The 20,954-nt window shown below is 61.3% G+C and carries 15 protein-coding genes; 8 read left to right on the forward strand and 7 right to left on the reverse strand.

The window, feature by feature from the left end; all coding sequences use genetic code 11:
* Positions 1 to 39: 39 nt before the first annotated feature.
* Together ACS5RD_RS00925 and ACS5RD_RS00930 are read left to right on the forward strand one after the other, a co-directional pair.
* Complete coding sequence (locus tag ACS5RD_RS00925; RefSeq protein ID WP_489929598.1) at positions 40 to 1,275, forward strand: efflux RND transporter periplasmic adaptor subunit; 1,236 nt, start codon at positions 40 to 42, stop codon at positions 1,273 to 1,275.
* A 3-nt stretch (positions 1,276 to 1,278) separates the two neighbouring features.
* Entirely contained in the window at positions 1,279 to 4,389 is a 3,111-nt protein-coding gene (locus ACS5RD_RS00930) for an efflux RND transporter permease subunit (protein WP_489929599.1), read from the forward strand.
* A 211-nt stretch (positions 4,390 to 4,600) separates the two neighbouring features.
* Here ACS5RD_RS00930 and gfa read toward each other — a convergent pair whose 3' ends face one another.
* Together gfa and ACS5RD_RS00940 are read right to left on the reverse strand one after the other, a co-directional pair.
* Positions 4,601 to 5,173 (reverse strand): S-(hydroxymethyl)glutathione synthase, encoded by a 573-nt coding sequence (gfa, locus tag ACS5RD_RS00935; protein WP_054008392.1) that lies wholly within the window; start codon positions 5,171 to 5,173, stop codon positions 4,601 to 4,603.
* Between the two features lie 89 nt (positions 5,174 to 5,262).
* Entirely contained in the window at positions 5,263 to 6,498 is a 1,236-nt protein-coding gene (locus ACS5RD_RS00940; protein ID WP_489929600.1) for a cation:proton antiporter domain-containing protein, read from the reverse strand.
* Positions 6,499 to 6,679: 181 nt separating this feature from the next.
* Here ACS5RD_RS00940 and ACS5RD_RS00945 point away from each other — a divergent pair, with 181 nt between their 5' ends.
* Together ACS5RD_RS00945 and ACS5RD_RS00950 are read left to right on the forward strand one after the other, a co-directional pair.
* Complete coding sequence (locus tag ACS5RD_RS00945; RefSeq protein ID WP_489929601.1) at positions 6,680 to 7,885, forward strand: winged helix-turn-helix domain-containing protein; 1,206 nt, start codon at positions 6,680 to 6,682, stop codon at positions 7,883 to 7,885.
* A 152-nt stretch (positions 7,886 to 8,037) separates the two neighbouring features.
* A complete protein-coding gene (locus tag ACS5RD_RS00950) occupies positions 8,038 to 8,793 on the forward strand; it encodes an isocitrate lyase/PEP mutase family protein (RefSeq protein ID WP_489929602.1) in 756 nt (251 codons plus the stop codon).
* 247 nt (positions 8,794 to 9,040) lie between these two features.
* On the opposite strand, the gene ACS5RD_RS00955 is transcribed toward ACS5RD_RS00950, so the two are convergent.
* Entirely contained in the window at positions 9,041 to 10,690 is a 1,650-nt protein-coding gene (locus ACS5RD_RS00955; protein ID WP_489929603.1) for a DUF4139 domain-containing protein, read from the reverse strand.
* A gap of 117 nt (positions 10,691 to 10,807) precedes the next feature.
* On the opposite strand from ACS5RD_RS00955, the gene ACS5RD_RS00960 reads away from it, so the two are divergent.
* Both ACS5RD_RS00960 and ACS5RD_RS00965 read left to right on the forward strand, forming a co-directional pair.
* Positions 10,808 to 12,145, forward strand: a complete 1,338-nt coding sequence (locus tag ACS5RD_RS00960) for an aspartate aminotransferase family protein (protein WP_489929604.1) — start codon at positions 10,808 to 10,810, stop codon at positions 12,143 to 12,145.
* 92 nt (positions 12,146 to 12,237) lie between these two features.
* Complete coding sequence (locus tag ACS5RD_RS00965; protein ID WP_489929605.1) at positions 12,238 to 12,696, forward strand: tetratricopeptide repeat protein; 459 nt, start codon at positions 12,238 to 12,240, stop codon at positions 12,694 to 12,696.
* Between the two features lie 39 nt (positions 12,697 to 12,735).
* Here ACS5RD_RS00965 and ACS5RD_RS00970 read toward each other — a convergent pair whose 3' ends face one another.
* Complete coding sequence (locus ACS5RD_RS00970) at positions 12,736 to 13,308, reverse strand: helix-turn-helix domain-containing protein (protein WP_054008541.1); 573 nt, start codon at positions 13,306 to 13,308, stop codon at positions 12,736 to 12,738.
* Between the two features lie 118 nt (positions 13,309 to 13,426).
* Between ACS5RD_RS00970 and ACS5RD_RS00975 the strand changes: the two genes are divergently transcribed.
* Positions 13,427 to 15,373, forward strand: coding sequence for an oxidoreductase (locus ACS5RD_RS00975; protein WP_489929606.1), 1,947 nt, complete (start codon positions 13,427 to 13,429; stop codon positions 15,371 to 15,373).
* A 129-nt stretch (positions 15,374 to 15,502) separates the two neighbouring features.
* Here the strand turns inward: ACS5RD_RS00975 and ACS5RD_RS00980 are convergent, their stop codons facing one another.
* The 3 genes from ACS5RD_RS00980 to ACS5RD_RS00990 form a co-directional block, all read right to left on the reverse strand.
* Positions 15,503 to 16,525, reverse strand: a complete 1,023-nt coding sequence (locus ACS5RD_RS00980; RefSeq protein WP_489929607.1) for an aspartate-semialdehyde dehydrogenase — start codon at positions 16,523 to 16,525, stop codon at positions 15,503 to 15,505.
* A 100-nt stretch (positions 16,526 to 16,625) separates the two neighbouring features.
* Entirely contained in the window at positions 16,626 to 17,795 is a 1,170-nt protein-coding gene (locus tag ACS5RD_RS00985) for an MFS transporter (protein ID WP_489929608.1), read from the reverse strand.
* Positions 17,796 to 17,816: 21 nt separating this feature from the next.
* Positions 17,817 to 19,064, reverse strand: coding sequence for an MFS transporter (locus ACS5RD_RS00990; RefSeq protein WP_489929609.1), 1,248 nt, complete (start codon positions 19,062 to 19,064; stop codon positions 17,817 to 17,819).
* Between the two features lie 144 nt (positions 19,065 to 19,208).
* Here ACS5RD_RS00990 and ACS5RD_RS00995 point away from each other — a divergent pair, with 144 nt between their 5' ends.
* Entirely contained in the window at positions 19,209 to 20,813 is a 1,605-nt protein-coding gene (locus ACS5RD_RS00995; RefSeq protein WP_489929610.1) for an alpha-glucosidase, read from the forward strand.
* The last annotated feature ends 141 nt before the right edge of the window (positions 20,814 to 20,954 follow it).

A 20,954-nucleotide genomic window follows, 5' to 3' on the forward strand; every position in this document is an offset into this window, starting at 1 on the left:
CCAGTATTGCTTCCAGAATAATCAAAAAACGGACCCCCTATGCCGCATCCCTTGCCCGCCCAAAGCCCGCGCATCGCTTTTCGGCAGTTTAGTCTCATCTCTTTGATCGCTCTGCTTTTGCTGACAACGCAGTCCACCGCGCAAACCCCACCGGGCGGTGCGCCACAGGGACCGACCAGTGTGGGCACCGTCACCGTGCAAACCGTAGACGTGCCCTATATCCGCACCCTGCCGGGCCGCGCCGTTGCCTTCGAAACCGGCGAGATCAGGGCCCGTGTCAGTGGCGTGGTCGAAGAAATCCTCTACGCCGCAGGCGACAAGCTGGACCCCGGCGACCCGATGTTCAAGATCGAGGATACCACCTATGTTGCGGCCTTCGCTTCGGCCAAAGCCGCCTTGGCGGGTGCGATGGTGCAACGCGACACAGCCCAAGCCACGGTGGATCGCTACATGACGCTGCAAGGCAGTGCGGTCAGCAAAGCCGATCTGCAAACCGCCCAAGCCAGTGCCGCCGCCGCTGTCGCAAGCTATGCCGCAGCGCAAGCCGCCGTCGATGTGGCGCAGCTTGATCTGGATCGCACCACCGTGCGCAGCCCGATTGCGGGCATCGCGGGCATCTCCAACGTCTCTATCGGCGCATTGGTCACGGCAAACCAAGCCGATGCTTTGGCCACCGTCACAAGGCTGGACCCGATCTACATTGATGTCAGCGATTCCAGTGCCGGAATGTTGCGCATCCGGGCGCAGATCGACGATGGCAGCCTGAAGCTGGGCACCAAGGTCGGCGTCGCGCTGGTGCTGGAAGATGGCACCACCTATGACGGCGAAGGCACCGTGGTCGTGCTGGGCAATGTGGTCTCCGCCACCACTGGCACCTTTGATCTGCGGGTGCAGTTCGACAATCCCAAACGGCTGATCTTGCCCGGCCAATTCCTGCGGGTGAAGCTGACCTTGGGCACCACCAGTGCCAAACTGGTGCCGCAACGCGCGACGGGCCGCACCTCGGATGGCACTTTGACGGTGTTTGTCGCCAAGGATGGTGTGGCGAAAAAGGTGGCGCTGACCAGTTCCGGCAGCCAAGACAATGCGTGGATCATCACTGGCGGCATTGAGGACGGCGATCTGGTGATCGTCGATGGCCTGACCAACCTGCGTGACGGCGCCGCGATCAAACCCGTGCCCGTCACGATTGATGCCGATGGCGTGGTGCATGATGCCGCCCCGGAAACCGCTGCCGACGCCAGCAAACCTGCCCCCGCCACCGGGAATAACTAAGACATGGCGCGTTTTTTCATCCACCGCCCGGTGTTCGCCTGGGTTCTGGCAATTGTTGTGATGCTGGCCGGGGCCTATTCGCTGCTGCAACTGCCGGTCTCGCAATACCCCGACATCGCCCCCACCACGATCCGGGTGTCCGCCAGCTATGCTGGGGCCACGGCAGAGGCGGTGCAAACCTCAGTCACCGAAACCATCGAAGACGGCCTGACCGGGCTGGAAGGGCTGCTGTATACCGTCGGATCGTCCTCGACCGGCCGCGCCACCCTGACGCTGACCTTTGATGACAGCGTCAATCCCGATGATGCGCAAACCAATGTGCAGGCCAAGGTCGATCAAATCACCCGGCGTCTGCCCGACGCGGTGCAGAATTCTGGCGTCAACGTCAGCCGCTCGTCGTCGTCAATCCTGCTGGTGGGCTCGCTGGTCTCAAAGGATGGCCGCTACAGCACGGTGCAACTGGGCGACATCATGTCCTCGACCGTCGAAGGCGCTGTTCTGCGCACCGATGGCGTGGGCTCGATCAACTCGTTCGGCTCGGGCTATGCGATGCGGATCTGGCTGGACCCGATGAAACTGGCCGAGTTTGCCATGACCCCCGCCGATGTGGTGAACGCCGTGCAGGCGCAGAACACCACGGTGTCCATCGGCTCGCTCGGCGCGCAACCCGTCACCCCCGGCCAGCAATTCACCGCCACCATCACCGCGCAAAGCCAGTTGTCCACGGTGGAACAGTTTGAGCAAATCCGCCTGACCACCACCGCCGCAGGCAACACCGTGCGCTTGGGCGATGTGGCCACGGTGGAGATCGGCAAAGCAACCTACGGCGGCGATTCGCGGTTTAACGGTGCCAATGCCTCGGGCTTTGGGGTGAACCTCGCCAGCGGGGCCAATGCGGTCGATACCGCCGCCGCCGTACGCGCCACCCTCAGCGGGCTGCAAGCCGCGCTGCCCGAAGGTGTTGAAATCGCTTATGCCTATGACACCTCGCCCTTCGTTGAGCTGTCGATTGAAAAGGTCGAACACACCCTGCTGGAAGCCATCGGCCTGGTGTTCCTCGTCATCCTCGTATTCCTTCAAAACTGGCGCGCCACGCTGATCCCGATCATCGCGGTGCCGATCGTGCTGCTGGGCACCTTCGCCATCCTCGGCGTGCTCGGCTATTCGATCAACACCCTGACCATGTTCGCCATGGTGCTCGCCATCGGCCTTCTGGTCGATGACGCCATCGTTGTGGTGGAAAACGTTGAACGCGTGATCGCCGAAGAAGGCCTGCCCCCGGTTGAAGCCACCGAGAAAAGCATGACCCAGATCACCGGGGCCTTAATCGGCATCGCGCTGGTGCTGTCAGCGGTGTTCCTACCGATGGCGTTCTCGTCCGGCTCTACCGGGGTGATTTACCGACAGTTTTCCGTCACCATCATCTCGGCGATGCTGCTCTCTGCCGCTGTGGCACTGATCCTGACGCCCGCGATGTGCGCCACCATCCTGAGGCCGCACAAACCGAATGAGGCGGGCTGGTTCAGCACCCCGGCGCGCTGGTTCAACACCGGCTTTGGCGCGGCCACGCGTGGCTATGCCAATCTGCTGGGCCGTATCCTGAAATGGCCGTTCGCCATGATCTTGGTGCTGGGCATCGTCAGCGGTGGGGTTGGCGTGATCTACAGCAAGATCAACGGCTCTTTCCTGCCATCGGAAGATCAGGGCGTTCTGATGACGCGAATCTCGCTGTCGCAAGGCTCTACCACCGCCGCGACGCTGGATGTGGTGCGACAGGTCGAGGAGTATCTGAACACCGAGGAAACCAAGGCGGTGGAATCCACCTTCGTCGCCATGGGCTTTGGCTTTAGCGGCACCGGGCAAAATCAGGCCATGGTGTTTGTGAAACTGCGCAGCTTTGACGAACGCAGCAGCGCCGATCTGTCGGCCTCTGCCGTCGCCGCCCGCGCCAATGCCAAGTTCAAATCCCTGCGCGCAGGCACCGTGCAGTTCAACCAGCCGCCTGCCATTCAGGGCCTTGGCAACTCGGCAGGTTTCTCGATGTATCTGGTCGATCAATCGGGGGCGGGCAATGATGCTCTGTTCGCCGCCGCCGCCGATCTGATCAAACAAGCCCAAGCCAGCGGCCGTGTCACCAACCTGCGCAGTGGGGCCTCCGAGGATGAAGCCGCACTGAAACTGGTGATTGACCAGGAAAAAGCCGCCGCTTTGGGCGTGTCTTTGACCGAAGTGAACGCGATGCTGTCCATCGTGTTCGCGGGCGATGAGGTCAACGACTTCCAACTCGGCACCGCTTTGCGCCCGGTGATCGTGCAAGGTGCCGCCGCCTCGCGGATGCAGCCCGAGGATGTGCTGGCATGGTTCGCGCGCAACAATGCAGGCGAGATGGTGCCGTTCTCGGCGTTCTCGAAAACCGAATGGGCGCCTGTCGCGCCCAGCCTTGCCCGGATTGACGCGCTGCCTGCGGTGCAGATCAACGGCTCGCAAGCTGACGGCACCTCGTCGGGTGAGGCGATGGACACGATGGAGGAACTGGTTTCCGCGATGCCGGGCGGCTATGGCGTGGCGTGGACGGATCTATCCTATCAAGAACGCCAATCCGGCAACCAAGCGCCCTATCTTTACGCTTTGTCGGCGCTGGTGGTGTTCCTGTGTCTGGCGGCTTTGTATGAAAGCTGGGCGATCCCGTTTTCAGTGATGCTGGCGGTACCGGTGGGCATCTTGGGCGCATTGCTAGCGGCGTGGCTGTTTGGCCAGTCGAACGATGTGTATTTCAAAGTGGGTTTGCTGACGACAATCGGTCTGGCCGCGAAAAACGCCATTCTAATTATCGAATTCGCCCGAGAATTGGAGACCCATGGCCGCACCCCGGTGCAAGCCGCGCTTGAGGCCGCGCGCACAAGGCTGAGGCCGATCCTGATGACCTCGCTGGCGTTTATCCTTGGTGTGCTGCCCCTCGCCATCGCCACCGGGGCGGGTGCCGGCGCGCAGAACGCCATCGGCATCGGTGTGCTGGGCGGGATGCTTTCCGCCACTGTGCTGGGCATCTTCATGGTGCCGTCGTTCTATGTCGTGGTGCGCAAGCTGACGATGCGGAAGGCAAAGTCTGTTTGACTGTGAACCGAAAGAAAACGCTCCAGTGGAGCGTTTTCCGGTTCGTTGCTCGTAAGGCCGCACGCCGTCGAGCAAGGGGTGTGGTACAGCAAGCCATCGCTTAGCAATCTGGCCGAGCCTGACTGACCTGGCGCGGTATCGCGCCTGCCAGGGACAGGCAGGCGCGGCCAGATTTGTCTGCGGCCAAATCTGGCAAGCACAACCGTTGCGCTTACTTCAACACGCCATTCGCCTTGGCGGTAAACGTGGCAATATAGTCCATCAGCCCCGGCGACAGCGCATCATAGGGCGGCAGGCCCAACTCGTTCAACCGCGCCCGGATAGCGTCCATCTTCGACGGATCAGTGCCGCCCTCGATCACCGAAGACACAAACGCCGCGAAGGTTGGGGCGGCAAAGCCCTCGGTCCCCGACAACTCGGTATGGATGAACGACAGCCCGGTAAACGGATGGTTCGGCCGCGTCACAGGCCCATGCATATGCACACCGCAGCCCTTGCAGGCATGGCGCTGGATCAGCGCGTTGCCATCCACCACCGCCAGCTTATCGGCGTTCTTGGTGACCTTGACGTTGTCAGACGTCACCACCGACACCATCGAGAACGTCGCCCCCGCAGGTTTCCAGCATTTGGTGCAGCCGCAGACATGGTTGTGCAGACAATCCGAGCCGATCTCGACCACCACCGGATCGCTCTTGCAATGGCAGGTCAAAGTGCCACCAGCAAACCCAGGCTTACCGGGCTTCACCCCACCATCAACCGATGGATGAATGGAAACAGATGCCATGAAATTTCTCCCTGAATCGACCCTCCTCCCGGGCCTCCGGGCAAAGCCTAGACTCAGTGGCAGAGTCGGACAAGCGGCGTTCCCGACGCTCAGACCGCCTCAGGTGTCGCTTTCCCGTCATAGCGATCCGCCAAATGGAACAGCAGCGGGTTCAGCAGAATAGAGCCCAGCGCCACCGCCACCACCAGATCGCGCGCGCCCACTGGCACGATCTCCAGCTTGACGCCCATACCGATCAGAATAAATGAAAACTCGCCCACCTGCGCCAAACTCGCCGCCAGCACCAGACCCGCACTGCGATCATAGCCAAACCGGCGCATCAGCCCATAGGCCGCCACCGATTTGATCCCCAACACAATCACCAGCGTGCCCGCCAGCGCCAAAGGCTGCGTCCAGATCACCGACGGGTTGAACAACATCCCCACCGACACGAAGAACAGCACCGCAAACGCATCGCGCAACGGCAGCGTGTCCTTCATCGCCTGATTGGACAGCGTGGACGACGCCATCACCATGCCGGCAAAGAACGCCCCCAGCGCGAAGCTCACGCCAAAGAACACCGCTGATCCGTAAGCCACGCCCAAGGCAATCGCCAGCACGGCCAGCCGGAACAACTCGCGCTGCCCGGTGTGCATCGAGTAATGCAGCACCATCGGGATCACCCGCGCGCCCACAATCAGCATCAGCCCGATAAAGCCCGCAACCTTCACCCCGGTCAGCAAAAGCGTCGCGCCCAGCGGCCCAAACCCCCAACTGGCCACCGCCGCCGCCTCACCCTCAACCGGAACCTCCACCCCGCCCATCAGTCCGGCCAAAGGCGGGATCAGCACCAGCACCACCACCATCACCAGATCTTCGACGATCAGCCAGCCCACCGCCAGCTTGCCCGTCTCATCCTTCAAAATCCCACGGCTTTGCAGCGCCCGCAGCAGCACCACAGTCGAGGCCACCGACAACGACAACCCAAAGATCACCCCCGCGCCAAGCCCCCAGCCCAAACCCCACGCCAAGCCCATCCCGGCCAAAGTCGCCACCGCGATCTGGCCCAAAGCCCCCGGAATAGCCGCCGCCTTCACCGCCAGCAAATCCTTCAGCGAAAAATGCAGACCCACCCCGAACATCAGCAAGATCACCCCGATCTCGGCCAGTTCATTGGCCAAATCCTGATTGGCGACAAACCCCGGCGTGAACGGCCCGATGATGACACCCGCCATCAGATAACCCGCAATCAACGGCAATCGAAACCGATGCGCCACAAGGCCCAGCACGAAGGCCATCGAAAGGCCTATGGCAATAATCGCGATCAGCGGCGTGTCATGCGTCATCCAGAACTCCTTGGGGATATGTTTTAAATTGGGGCCTGCCCGCCCCGTGATCAACCTATTAAATCGAGCGTTTTGGTCACAATTTTCACGCCAATATGTCACTATGTTACGATGCGGCGCGCAGCGGATAAAAAATGTCGTTGTTGACCCACGCCGCAAGCCTGCTACCCCTGTCGCCATGTTGCCCTTGCTTCCCAACCCCGCCGCCCGCCGCCTGTTCCTGCACCGCCATGCTTTGGCCGAGGCCCCCACGGGTGCAGCCACGGGCCAAGCCCTTGCCGATCTGATCCACCGCATCGGTTTCGTGCAGGTCGACAGCATCAACACCGTGGCGCGCGCCCACCACATGATCCTGTTCTCGCGCCGCCAAAGCTACAAACCCGCAGCCCTGAAATCCCTGCTGGAAACCGACCGCGCGCTGTTTGAGCATTGGACGCATGACGCCTCGATCCTGCCGGTGCATCTGCACAGCCACTGGCACCACCGCTTCGCCCGCGACACCGAACGCCTGCACAGCAACTGGAAATCGTGGTTCCGCGACGGCTACGAGGCGCAGTTCGACACCATCCTGCGCCGCATCCAGGATCATGGCCCCGTCACTACTTCAGACGTCGGCCAAGACGAGACACGCGGCAAAGGCGGTTGGTGGGATTGGCACCCATCCAAAACCGCGCTGGAATGGCTGTGGCGCACCGGGCAACTTGCCATCGCAGGCCGAAACGGCTTTCAGAAAATCTACGACCTGACCGAGCGTGTGATCCCCGCTCCGCATCGCACCGCGCCGCCCGATCTGGAGACGATGACCCACTGGGCCTGCACCTCAGCGCTCGACAACCTCGGCTTCGCCAACGCCACCGAACTCCGCGCCTACTGGCACGCGCTCAAACCCGATGAGGTCAAGGCTTGGACCAAGGCCGCCCTCGCAAGCGGCGAGATCATTGAGATCGAAATCGAAGGTGCCACGGGCCAGCACCAACGCAGCTACGCCCGCCCCGATGTACTCAACGCAGCCGAAAGCGCCCCCGAACCCACCAACCGCCTGCGCATCCTCTCGCCGTTCGACCCCGCCCTGCGCGACCGCAACCGCGCCGAATTCCTGTTCGGCTTTTACTACCGCATTGAGGTCTTCGTGCCAGAGCCCAAACGCCAATACGGCTATTACGTCTTCCCGGTGCTGGAAGGCAGCCGCCTGATTGGCCGGATAGATTGCAAAGCCTTCCGGGATGAACGCACCTTGCGCGTCAAAGCCTTCTGGCCCGAAGCCGGGTTGAAACTGGGCCAAAGCCGCATCGCCAAACTAGAGTCAGAACTCTTCCGCTGGGCCGCCTTCACCGATTGCGACCGGGTGGAGTTTCAAGACGGCTGGCAGCGCGAGACTTTGCGCTGATCGCAACGAAAAGGCATCGCCCGTAGGGTGCGTGATTCACGCACCGTTCCTCGGCCTCAAACATACACCACACGAAGGCATCCCCCTTGCCTGCCGCCACGCCCAACCACTATCCTGCACCCACACGACTCCCCATCCAGCCGGAGCCCGCCATGTCCCAAGCTGATAAAGCCCGCCGCTTCAAAGCCCTGCACATCCCCGGCAACCCTGTGGTGCTGTATAATATCTGGGACGCAGGCAGCGCCAAGACCGTCGCCAGCGCAGGTGCTGCAGCCCTCGCCACCGGAAGCTGGTCGGTTGCAGCCGCGCAAGGCTACGGCGACGGCCAAGCCATCCCGCTTGATTTCGCGCTGCACATCATCGCCCGCATCACCCAAAGCACCGAGCTGCCCGTCAGCGTCGACTTCGAGGGCGGCTATGCCACCGATCCCACCGAACTTGCCGCCAACATCACCCGCGTCATCGCCGCAGGGGCCATCGGCATCAATTTTGAGGATCAAATCGTCGGCGGCACGGGCCTGCACCCGATCACCGACCAAGTGCAGCGCCTCAAAGCCATCCGCCAAGCCGCCGATGCCGCAGGTGTGCCGCTGTTCATAAACGCCCGCACCGATCTGTTCCTGAAAACCCAAACCAACCAAGCCGCCCTTGTCGCCGAAACTCTAAGCCGCCAAACCGCCTATGCCGAGGCCGGGGCCGACGGCTTCTTTATTCCCGGCCTCGGCGATGAAGCCCTCATCACCCAAATCTGCCAAGCCTCCACCCTCCCCGTCAACGTGATGATGCTCGGCAATCTCACTTCCCTGCCCACCGCCGCGCGGGCAGGTGCCGCCCGCGCCAGCTTCGGCCCCGGCCCCTACCGCGTGGCGCAAGAAGACCTGAAGGCGCGGGCAGCAAAACTATTCTGAACCCTGCCCGATGACCGGCCCCGCCCAGCCCAGCCAGAACCACCAAGCGTTTGCTCTTTGCCAAATACTCCCGCCGGAGGCTCCACACTGCGCAACCAGCACCCCGCCGCAAGAAAGTCAGGCGCGGACCATCTGCGCAGCCCTGACCCGCCACCCCGACGCGCCAAAAATGAACAGGGGGTGAATGCCGAACATTAACCCCCTGTTTTTCCTCACTCAAAAATCGGCCCGCGCGGAGACCGCCGCGCTATTGCAACTCTTTCCCCTCGGGCCAGCTGATCACGTGATTCAGTTGCACCGCCTTTTTCTCGCCAGCGCCCAGTTCAAACTCCCAAGCCAAAATCCCGCGCTGCCCGTTCACATCCACCTCGGTCGGGGCCGGATCGGCGGTATAGCTGATCTCCAATTCCTCCTGCTCGGAATAGGGCACCTGATCCAGCAGCCGCACCGGCCAGCTTTCGCCAGTCAGGTTCTCTACCTCCAACACCGCCTTCTCCTCGACCTGCGTAGAGCTGGACAAAATCCCGCGATCCCCCTCGGCCCGCAGCGGCATCTCCCGCTTCAACCGAATCCCCTCAATTGCACCGAAACCCATCTCCGCCTCGGCCTGCGGCACCACAGCCTCCAACGTGGTGGACCCGACCAACATACCATCGCGATGCAGGAACGCCGTGCCGGGCAGCAGAGTTTCGGGGCTGTCATTGGTGAACTTGGCCAGCATATAGGCCTCGCTGTCTTGCCGTGGCACCGCCAAAGCCACCACCGTCGCGCTGAGCTGCAACTGATCCAGCTCCAGCCGCAAATTCTCCACCCCTGTCGCAACATCCACCGCCGTCGGGTAGTGATAAACCACCGTATCGCCGACGTAATACATCCGCGCCGCCTTGCTGGCGTACGATCCGACCACTTCGGGCTCCATCACAGGCTCCACTACTCCGCCCATTCCATCCTCAGATGTGTCCTCTTTGACCGGCTCCACCGCCCGCCGCAAATCCGGGTAAAGCTGATAGGGTTCCGACTTGCTCGAAGGCTGAGCCGTCGACAATGTCAGATCCACCCCCTGCCAATCCTCGCCCGAGGCTTGGCTGACCAGCACCCCGCGCGCGACATCCAGTTTGCCCGCCTTGCGGTCAAGAGTGATGTCATAGACCGGCGCCCAAGACGCTTCGCCCACAAACGTCGTCACCGTCAGATGCTGCGTCCCCGCTGTCGTAGTCTCAACCGTCACCGACAAAGCCGCGTAGTTCTGATCGCGCTGCAACGCGGCGTCTTGCGCGGCCACCGCATCCCCCAGAACCTTCTGCGCCTCCTCCAGCGCCTTCACCGCCACCGGCAGCTCGGCTTGCGCCGCCAGCGCCGTTTGCCGCGCCGCCAGCACTTCGGCCCCGATCATCACCGACAGCGCCTTGACGCCATCGACCGTCACAGCCGCGCCTTCCGGCTTCACCTTGCGCAAGAAATCTGCTTGCGCCTCGGCAGCCTCAACCTTGGCGTTGATCGCATCCACCCCGGCCTGGGCCGCCTGCACCCCTGCCTCGGCCGTCTCAACCGCCGCCTTCGCCGCCACCAGCTTATCATCAGCCGCATCCGCGCGCGGCGGCAAACGATCTGTGCGTAAGGCATAAGCGCCCAGCCCAATCCCATCGGCAGACACGCGCATCAGATCGGCTTGGGTTTCCGCAGGCAGATCGGCAATCAGCAATTCGCTGGCCCCGATGGGTGCGGTGAAATCCACCTGCCGTGTCACCTGTGCGCCTTCGGGATAAACCGTCACCGCTGTCACATGACTGGTGGCGAGGATCTGATCTGCCGAAGCGGGCCCGGCAAAACCTAGGCCCGCTAAAGTGCTGATCGACACGCTGGACAACAAAACAGCAAACACACCAAAATGACGCATGAATTCCTCCCGAATTTCCACAAGGTTACTGCGCGCAGACCCCCGCAAGCAACCCTCTGCCGCCCCTTGTCGGCCCATCGCTGCCCTGCCATGTTGGCCAAAATCAAAAGGCTTGCCATGACCGCAAAACCCGACGCCCTGACCGCCACCACCGCTTTGCCGAAAGTCACGCACGGGCGCGGCAGCTATCTGTGGGACGCCAGCGGCAAGCAATATATCGACGGCTCGGGCGGTCCCGCCGTCTATTGCCTTGGCCATGCCAATGCCGAGGTCAACGCCGCCATCACAGCACAACTCGGCCAGATCGCGCATGGCTACCGCTATAACTTCAGCACCGACGCGCTAGAGGAATTGACCGAGATCATCCGGGGCCATTGCGGTGGCACTCTGCGCGAGATGGTGTTTGTCACCGGCGGATCAGAGGCCGTTGAGAGCTGCCTGAAGATCGCGCTGCAATATCAAACCGCCATCGGCCAGAAATCCCGCCGCCGCTTCATCAGCCGCGAACGCTCGTGGCATGGCAACACTTTGGGCGCTTTGGGCGTCTCGGGCTTTGCCGAACGCACCGCCGCCTATGAAGGCGCGTTCATTCCCTCAATCAAACTCTCGCCCGCCAACGCCTACCGCCCCGTCGCCGGGGCCACGGCTGAGTCCGCAGGCGAGGCTTGCGCGGCCGAGTTGGAAGCCGCCATTCTTGCCAATGGCCCCGAAACCATCGCCGCCTTCATCTTTGAGCCCGTCGTCGGGGCCGCAGGCGGCTGCGTGCCCGCCCCTGACGGCTACGCCCAGCGCGTGCGCGAGATTTGCACCGAATACGGTGTCGTGTTGATCGCGGATGAGGTGATGTGTGGCGCAGGCCGTACCGGACCTTGGCGGGCATTGGCGCGTGACGGAGTAGAGCCTGACATCATGTCGATCGCCAAGGGTCTGGCAGGCGGCTACATGCCGCTCGGAGCTGCGATCTGCACCACACAAATCTGGGAGGCGATCCGCGCCAAAGACGGCGCTTTTGGCACCGGCCACACCTTCACCGGCCACACCGCCGCCTGCGCTGCCGGGGTTGCAGTGCAAAACATCATCGCGCGCGAAGGCTTGCTGGCAAAAGTCACCGCCAACGAGGCCCGCCTGAAAAGCTGGCTCACCGAGGCGCTGAATGGTGTTGATGCCATCGGGGATATTCGCGGTCGCGGTCATTTCATCTGTGCCGAGCTGGTCGCCGATCGTGCCAGCAAGCGCCCGTTCGAGGCCGACCGCAAACTGGCCCTAAAAATCCGTGCGGCTGCGATGAACAATGGCCTGATCTGCTATCCGGTCAGCGGCAATGTCGATGGCGTGAATGGCGATATCGTCATCCTCGCGCCGCCCTATAACTGCAGCGATGCCGAACTGACCGAGATCGTCGATAAAACCGCAAAATCCATCCGTCAGGTGCTGATTTCTGAAGATTTGGCATAATTTTGCCATCTCACGTAGGCTTGATGCAGCAAATTTACCGAATCGGGTAGCGTGCCAGCACTCAAGCAACGCGACCAAAGGGAGAAGCCAAAATGCCCCATATCCTTGCTTATGTTCTGATCGGCCTGTTCGGTCTGTTGTCGATGGCGCTGGATCCGGCGATGGCCGCAGGCAGCTCGGACGACAGCAGCGAGACCGACTCCGCCCCGACCTATGCCGAGGCCAAAGCCAAGATCGACGCCGAAGATTATGCCGCCGCCCTGCCGTTGCTGGATAAAATCACCAGCGAAGAACCCCAGAACGCCGACGCCTGGAACCTGCGCGGCTTTGCCAATCGCAAACTGGGCAATATGGATGTGGCGGCAGTGTCCTACACGGCGGCGCTGAAGATCAATCCCGGCCATCTTGGCGCGTTGGAGTATCAGGGCGAGATGTATCTCGAACTTGGCCAGACCGATGCCGCGATGGCGAATTTGAAGAAGTTGCAAGGCCTGTGTGGCGATTGTGAGGAAGCCACAGATCTGGCGGAATCCATCGGCATGAAGGGCTGATCACAGCCCGACACGCGGCTGAGGGGCCGCCGCCAGCCGCTAAAAACTGGGCGGGCTGATCGCCCATAGCACCACCGCCTCCTCGGGGCCGGGGTTGCGATAGCGGTGCGGCTCGCGTGAGGAATAGCTACAGGTATCGCCCGCGTGCAGCAGGAAATGCCGCGCGCCAATCCAGAATTCCAACTGGCCTTGCAGCACGAATCCCACCTCGTCCCCCTCATGCGTGTAAGACTGCTCGCTTTCGGTGCCCGCGGGCATCCGCGAATAGATCATTTCCACCTGCAAACTCAGCTTCGGCGTCAAGAGTTCATCGACGATGCCGCCCGCATAGCGCAGGCTCAACCGATTGCCGCGCCTAATCACATAGCCGCGCTCATCGTCGGGCACCGGAGCTTCCCCGGCGAAAAACCATTGCACCGTCACGCCCAAGCCTTTGGCAATATTCACCAAAGCTGGGATCGAGGGCGAGGCCAAATTGCGCTCCAGCTGGCTGATATAGCCAATCGACAGCCCCGCCGCCTCGGCCAGTTGCGCCAAAGTCAGGCCACGGCGCTTGCGCAATCCGCGCATCCGCTCGCCTAAGAAACCTGCGGGATCAGTCAGTTCGTCCATCCCGAAACCATGCCGCGCCTGCACAATAATCGCAACAAGTTTTGCCTATAGTAAAAATATCTTCCATTTTTTTACTGACCTGCTATCCAAGGCCAGCAACCCAAAGGCCGCCACATCCATGTTCCCGCACCTGTTCGCCCCGCTGACCCTGCGCCGCACCACCCTGAAAAACCGCATCATGTCGACCGGCCATGATACCACGATGCCGACCGATGGCACGGTCAACCCGGCGCTGATCGCCTACCACCGCGCCCGCGCTAAGGGCGGTGTAGGCCTGATCATCACCCAAGTCGCGGGCGTGCATGAAACCGCGCGCTATACCTCGCATTTGCTGATGGCGACCACCGACGCCTGCATCCCCGGCTATACCGACCTCGCGAAAGCCGTCCATGCCGAGGGCGCGGTGATCCTGTCGCAATTGTTCCATCCGGGGCGCGAGATCATGGAAAGCGCCGATGGCTTGCTGGCCGTCGCCTATGCGCCCTCGGCCGTGCCAAACGAGCGTTTCCATGTGATGCCGCGCCCGCTGAGCCTTGCAATGATTGACGAAATCATCGCAGGCTATGCCTCTGCCGCCAAACGCCTACACCACGCAGGCTTTGATGGCGTAGAGGTTGTCGCCTCGCACGGCTATCTTCCCGCGCAATTCCTCAACCCCCGCGTCAACCTGCGCGAGGATGCCTTCGGCGGCAGTGATGCCAAACGTCAGCACTTCCTGACCCGCGTTCTTGCCGCCATCCGCGCTGCGACGGATGAGGATTTCGTCATCGGCCTGCGCATTTCCGCGGGCGAGCGCGATGATGAGGGGCTGACCATGGCGGAGGCTTTGGCGGCCTGCATCGCCTTGGAAGACGCGCTCGATTTCGTCAACGTCACCACCGGCACGTCCGCTTCCGTCGGCGGTGCCGTGCATATCGCGGCCCCGATGGCCTTTGCGGCGGGATATTTCGCCGCTGATGCCAGCGTCTTCCGTAAGGCGCTGAAAATCCCGGTGTTTGTGGCGGGCCGCATCAACCAACCGCAGGAAGCCGAGGCGATTATTGCGAGCGGCAAGGCTGATGTTTGCGGCATGACTCGCGCGTTGATCTGCGACCCCAAAATGCCTGCGAAGGCCGAAGCGGGCGCTGTTGAAGACATCCGCGCCTGCATCGCCTGCAATCAGGCTTGCATCGGCCATTTCCATCGCGGCCTGCCGATTTCTTGCATCCAGCACCCCGAAACCGGGCGCGAATTGACTTATGGCAGCCTGCAACCCGCTGCCAACCGCAAGAAAATCATGGTCGTCGGCGGTGGTCCGGCGGGGATGAAAGCTGCGATCACCGCCGCCAAGCGCGGCCATGAGGTGACTTTATACGAGGCCGCAAACCAGCTTGGCGGGCAGGCTTTGCTGGCACAACTGCTGCCGAAACGCGCCGAGTTTGGCGGCATTATCACCAACCTTTCCCGCGAAATGGAACTGGCGCAGGTCAAGGTGCGGCGCGGCGTGATGGTGACGGCGGCTTTGGCGCAGGCCGAAGCCCCCGATGCGGTGATCCTCGCCACCGGGGCGCGCCCGCATGTGCCGGACCTCCCCACCGATGGCCAAATTCAGATCGTCACCGCGTGGCAGGTGCTGCGGCGTGAGGTGAAACTGGGCGCGCGCGTCGTGGTCGCCGATTGGCGATGCGACTGGATCGCACCCGGTATTGCCGAGATGGCAGCGCGAGATGGCGCGCAGGTAACCTTGGCGGTGAACGGCTTGCACCCCGGCGAAAGCCTGCCGCTGTATGTCCGCGACACGATGGCCGCCGATCTGTACCGTTTGCAAATCGACGTGCGCCCCTATGCGCGCTTGTTCGGCACCGCCGAAGATACTGTCTACCTGCAACACACCCCAAGCGGCGAGGCGATGGAGGTTTCCGGCGTGGATACCTTGGTTCTCAGCCTTGGCCATATCCCGGTTGATGGGCTGGCGTCAGAGTTGCAGGCTTTGGGAATTGCAGTCACGCAAATCGGCGATTGCCTTTCGCCTCGCACCGCCGAAGAAGCCGTTTATGACGGGTTGAAAGCGGGCGCGGCGGCTTGAAACCGTTCAGGTATCGTTAACCTTAACGGAAACCGTTCGGATTTTGGCAATAAAAACAATGGTCCCGAGTTGGGACCAACAAAAAGCCCCGCCAACCGGCAGGGCTTTTCAAATTCAAAAACGGCCAGATCAGCCCTTTTTCAGATACCGATTGCCCAGCACTTCCGCGATCTGAACCGCATTCAAAGCCGCCCCTTTGCGCAGGTTATCCGAGACGCACCACAGATTGATGCCGTTATCAATCGTGCTGTCCTGCCGAATGCGGCTGATATAGGTCGCGTAGTCGCCGACACATTCAATCGGGGTGATGTAGCCGCCATCTTCGCGCTTATCGATCACCATGATACCGGGAGATTCGCGCAGAATATCGCGGGCTTCATGCTCATCCAGGAAGTCTTCAAACTCGATGTTGATCGATTCCGAATGGCCGACAAACACCGGAACCCGCACGCAGGTCGCGGTGACTTTGATGTTTTTGTCGAGGATCTTCTTGGTCTCAGCGACCATCTTCCATTCTTCTTTGGTCGAGCCATCGTCGAGGAACACATCAATATGCGGGATCACGTTGAAGGCGATCTGCTTGGTGAATTTCGACGGGCGCACTTCCTGACCGGGGACGTAGAGGCCCTTGGTCTGATCCCAAAGCTCGTCAATGCCTTCTTTGCCAGCACCGGAAACCGACTGATAGGTCGAGACAACAACGCGCTTGATCCGCGCGCGGTCATGCAGCGGCTTCAACGCCACAACCATTTGTGCTGTCGAGCAGTTCGGATTTGCGATGATCATCTTGTTTTTATAGCCCGCAATCGCGTCGGCGTTCACTTCCGGCACGATCAGCGGCACGGCGGGGTCGTAGCGGTAGAGCGACGAGTTGTCGATCACGACGCAGCCCGCCGCCGCAGCTTTCGGAGCGTAGATTTTGGTCGCATCCGAGCCCACGGCGAACAAGGCAATGTCCCAGCCGGTGAAATCGAAAGTGTCGAGGTCCTTAGTCTTCAGGGTCTTGTCGCCAAAGCTGATTTCAGTGCCCAACGATTTACGCGATGCCAGAGCAGCAATCTCGTCAATCGGGAACTCGCGCTCGGCGAGGATGTTCAGCATTTCGCGGCCCACGTTACCCGTGGCACCCGCGACGACGACCTTATAGCCCATCGGGGTCTCCTAGAATTCTGTCAGTGACCATCAAAGACGTGCCCCCTTAGCGCATGGGGACGTGGGGGGAAAGGGTTTGTTGCGGGAAATCCGCAGTCGGTCAGTCGGTGCGATCTTGGGCACGCAGGTAGATCAGCAGACCAAAGGCGGTGAATCCGGCGTAGAACAGGAAAAGCCCGGCATAGGCGGCCTCGGGCGGGCTTTGCGGCAGGGCGGCTTGCAAACGGCCGGTGGCGATCTGCATCAGGCCCGTAGTGCCGATGCCGAACAAGTTGATCAGGGTAACGCCCCGCCCGACCAGATGCGGCGGCAGGAAGGCGCGGCCATGCGCCATCACCATCGGGAAGGATGATCCGAAGAAGCCAACGCCTGCCAATAGCGCTACGGGTAGGAAACCGGAGGCTGCGGGGAAGGCGTATAGCCCCAGCAGACAGGCCACGGCCAAAGCATTGCCGCCAAAGATCAGCCATTTCCGGCTGCCAAGCAGGCGATCCAGCGGGCCATAGGCGAAATTGCCCGCCACCATCGCCAGACCCATGATCAAGGTCACCACGCCAATCCGGGCGGCGTCGGCTTGGAACACGTCGGTCAGATAGGGTCCCGCCCAAAGTCCGCGCAACCCGGCGGCGGGGGCGTAGCACGTCGCCATCATGATCAAGATCGGCCATAATGCAGGCATCCGCAGCAGATCGAGCAGCGAGCCTTTGCTGGTGTGGATGACCCGCTCGGGGTCGCGCACCAGCAGCCAAACCGCAGCGGCGGTCAGCAAGGTCAGCCCGCTTAGGCCCAACATCGCGCCACGCCAGCCAATCGCCTCGACCGCCAGCGACAAGGGCAGCGAGGCCGCGATATTGCCGAGTGATCCGATCCCAATCACCACCCCTGCCAAGGTGCCAAATACCACGGGCGAAAAACTGCGGGCGAAGATGTAATAGGCCGCCATCAGCACCGGGGCGCAGCCCATGCCGATCAGCACCATCGCCACATTGATCGCCCCCGGCCCGGTTGCCATCGCAAACACCGCAGCCCCGATGCTGCCCACCGCCAGCAACCCGGCGGTGGTCAGCCGTGGCCCGACCTGGTCCAGCGCCATCCCCACGGGTATCTGCATCAGCGCGAAGGCCAAAAACCACAGCCCCGAAGCCGAAGCGAGGTTCTCTGCCGTGGCCCCGATATCCACCGCCAAGACGGGCGACAGCACCGCCAGAAAGGCGCGGTAGAATTGGCTGAGCACATAGGCCAGCACAAGGGCGGCAATTCCGGGGCGCATGAAAGCTCCTTAAGGCGTTGATCAGGCAGGCTGCGCCATCAGAGGTTTCTCGCGGATCGGCAGATGCACGATGGCCGAAAAAGCCCCAACGCCGACGCCGATCCACCAGACGGTGCTGTAGTCTCCGGTCAGGTCATACAGCTTGCCGCCCAGCCAGACGCCAAGGAAACTGCCGACTTGGTGCGAGAAGAACACCACACCATAGAGCGTGCCCATGTATCGCAGGCCATAGATATGGGCGACGAGGCCAGAGGTGAGCGGCACGGTTGCCAACCACAAGCTGCCCATCACCAAGGAGAATATCAGGACGCTCGCGGGGGTCATCGGCAGCATGATGAACAAAGCCGAGGCCACCGTGCGCGCGACATAAATGCCTGACAGCAGGTATTTCTTGGTATAGCGTTTGCCGAGCCAACCCGACATTATGCTGCCCGCGATGTTTGCCAGCCCGATCACTGAAATCGCAATCGCGCCTAAGATCGAAGTTGAGGTTATCCCGATATCCGCCAGCAAGCCCGAGGGGTCAATCGCGCCGCATTTCTCGGTGATGAAGGCAGGGAAATGGGCGGTGATAAAGCCCAACTGATAGCCGCAGGAAAAGAAGCCGACGAAAATCATGGTAAAGGACGGGTCTTTGAAGGCGCGTTTCAGCACGGTGCCAAGGGACTCGTCGAGTTCATGTTTGGTGGCGATGCTGGGCGAGCGCAGGAAGGGCAGCGCAAACAGAGTACACAGGATCACGGCGGCGAAGATCACGAACACGACTTGCCAATGATAATGTTGCAGTAGAATTTGCGCTGTGGGCGCGCCAAACACCTGTCCCGCTGAACCGGCGGCGGTGGCAATGCCCAAAGCCAGCGAGCGGTTTTCGGGTTTGGCAGCGCGCCCCACGATGGCAAGGATCACGCCAAAGCCGGTGCCTGCGATGCCGAAACCCACCAAGATTTCAAGTAGTTGCATCTGGCCGGGGGTGACGGCGTAGCTCGATAGCACAAGGCCCAAGGCGTATAGAATTGCCCCCGCGATGATGGCGCGGCGGTCGCCAAAGCGTTCGGCCAGCGCGCCAAAGATTGGCTGGCCGACGCCCCAAGCCAGGTTTTGGATGGCGATGGCCATGGAAAACTCGGCGCGGGGCCAGTTGAATTCGGCGGCGATCGGAATTTGGAACACCCCGAAACTGGCGCGGATGGCGAAGTTCAGCATCAACACCATACAGCCTGCAATCAGGATCGGCGTGAAAATGCTGGATTTAGGGGAGGTCTGGATCATCGTGCTGCTCCTGCTTGGTCGCCACGGTTAGCCGATGGCTTTGCAGGGTCAATGGCAGAATTGTGCGGACACAAACCCGGCCGGTCTGTGCAAGGCTTTCAAAGCGGTTTAGGCTTTGGGAAACAGCATTTATCGGAGGCAGGAATGGCGGAATGGTGGCGTGGCTCGGTGACCTATCAGGTCTATCCCCGGTCGTTTCAGGACGATAACGGTGATGGGATTGGCGATCTGAACGGCATCACGCGGCGGCTGGACCATATCGCTGATCTGGGCTGCGATGCGGTGTGGCTGTCACCGTTTTTCACCTCGCCGATGCTGGATATGGGTTATGATGTGGCCGATTACACGGATGTTGACCCGGTGTTTGGCACGCTGGCGGATTTCGATGCGCTGGTGGCACGGGCGCATGATTTGGGCCTGAAAGTGATTATTGATCAGGTGCTGAATCATTCGTCTGATAAGCATCCGTTCTTTGCGCAAAGCCGCAAGAACCGCGAGAATGACAAATCCGACTGGTATATCTGGGTCGATCCGCGCCCGGATGGCACGCCGCCCTGTAACTGGCTTTCGGTGTTTGGCGGGCCTGCGTTCACTTGGGACGCGCGGCGCAAGCAGTATTACATGCACTCATTTTTGCCGCAGCAGCCGGACTTCAATTACCGCAATCCGGCGGTGGTGGCGTATATGGAATCTGTGCTGCGGTTCTGGCTGGATCGCGGGGTGGATGGCTTCCGCTTTGATACGGTGAATTACTTTTACAAGGATGCGTTGTTCCGCAATGATGCCGCCGATTTCCGGGTGAAACCCAAGGCCGACGGCAATCCCTATGAGATGCAATATCATTTGTTTTCAAAGGGTCAGCCGGAGAATTTGACATGGATGGAACGTATTCGCCGGGTGATGGACGAATATGTGGATCGCGCCACGGTGGGCGAGATGGGCGAGGCGCATCACGCCATTCGGATGATGGGCGAATACACCGCGCCGGGGCGGCTGCATCAATGCTATTCGTTTGAGATGATGGGCTACGATTACTCGGCAGCGTTCTTTCGCGGCAAGATTGAGGAGTTTTTCACCGGCGCGCCGAACGGCTGGCCGATGTGGGCGTTTTCCAATCATGATGTGGTGCGGCAAGCCTCGCGTTGGGCCAAGCATGGGGTGTCGCAGGACGCTTTGGCGCGGCAGGCGGGGGCGTTGTTGCTATCCTTTCAGGGGTCGATTTGCCTGTGGGAAGGCGAGGAGATTGGGCAGACTGATACTGAACTGGTGTTCGAGGAATTGACCGATCCGCAGGGCATCAACTTTTGGCCGGAGCCTGTGGGGCGGGATAATACCCGCACGCCGATGGTCTGGGATGCCTCGCCGAACGGCGGGTTTAGCACGGGCAAGCCGTGGCTTCCGGTGAAAGCGCCGCAACTGGCGCGCAATGTGGCGTCTCAGATGGGCGTGGCGGGGTCGGTGCTGGAAACCTATCGCGCGATGCTGGCCTATCGGAAAGCGTCGGACGACTTGGTGGCCGGTGCGACGCAGTTCTTCCAGCTGCCCGAGCCGATTTTGGCCTTCACCCGTGGCGATGCGGTGCTCTGCGTCTTCAACCTGTCGCCCGAAGCGGTTTCGGTGGCTGTTGAAGGTGCGAGCGGGCTAGAGGGGCCATCGCAGGGTGCAGTTCTGGATGGAACGCGGTTAGCACTGGGGCCGAATGGCTTTGCGTTTTTAACTGTGGATGGGGCGGCATCGGTGCGGGTCTGAGCGGGCTTACTACATTAAGGTCGCCGGGGGTTTCACCCCCCGGATCCCCGTGGGATATTTGAGCACAGAGGATGATAGTTTTAGTCAAGTTGTCAGGAGTTTTGGGGGCCACGACCACAAGGGTATCGCCCCATTTATTTC

It is taken from the genome of Cypionkella sp. PAMC25878 (assembly GCF_058135695.1).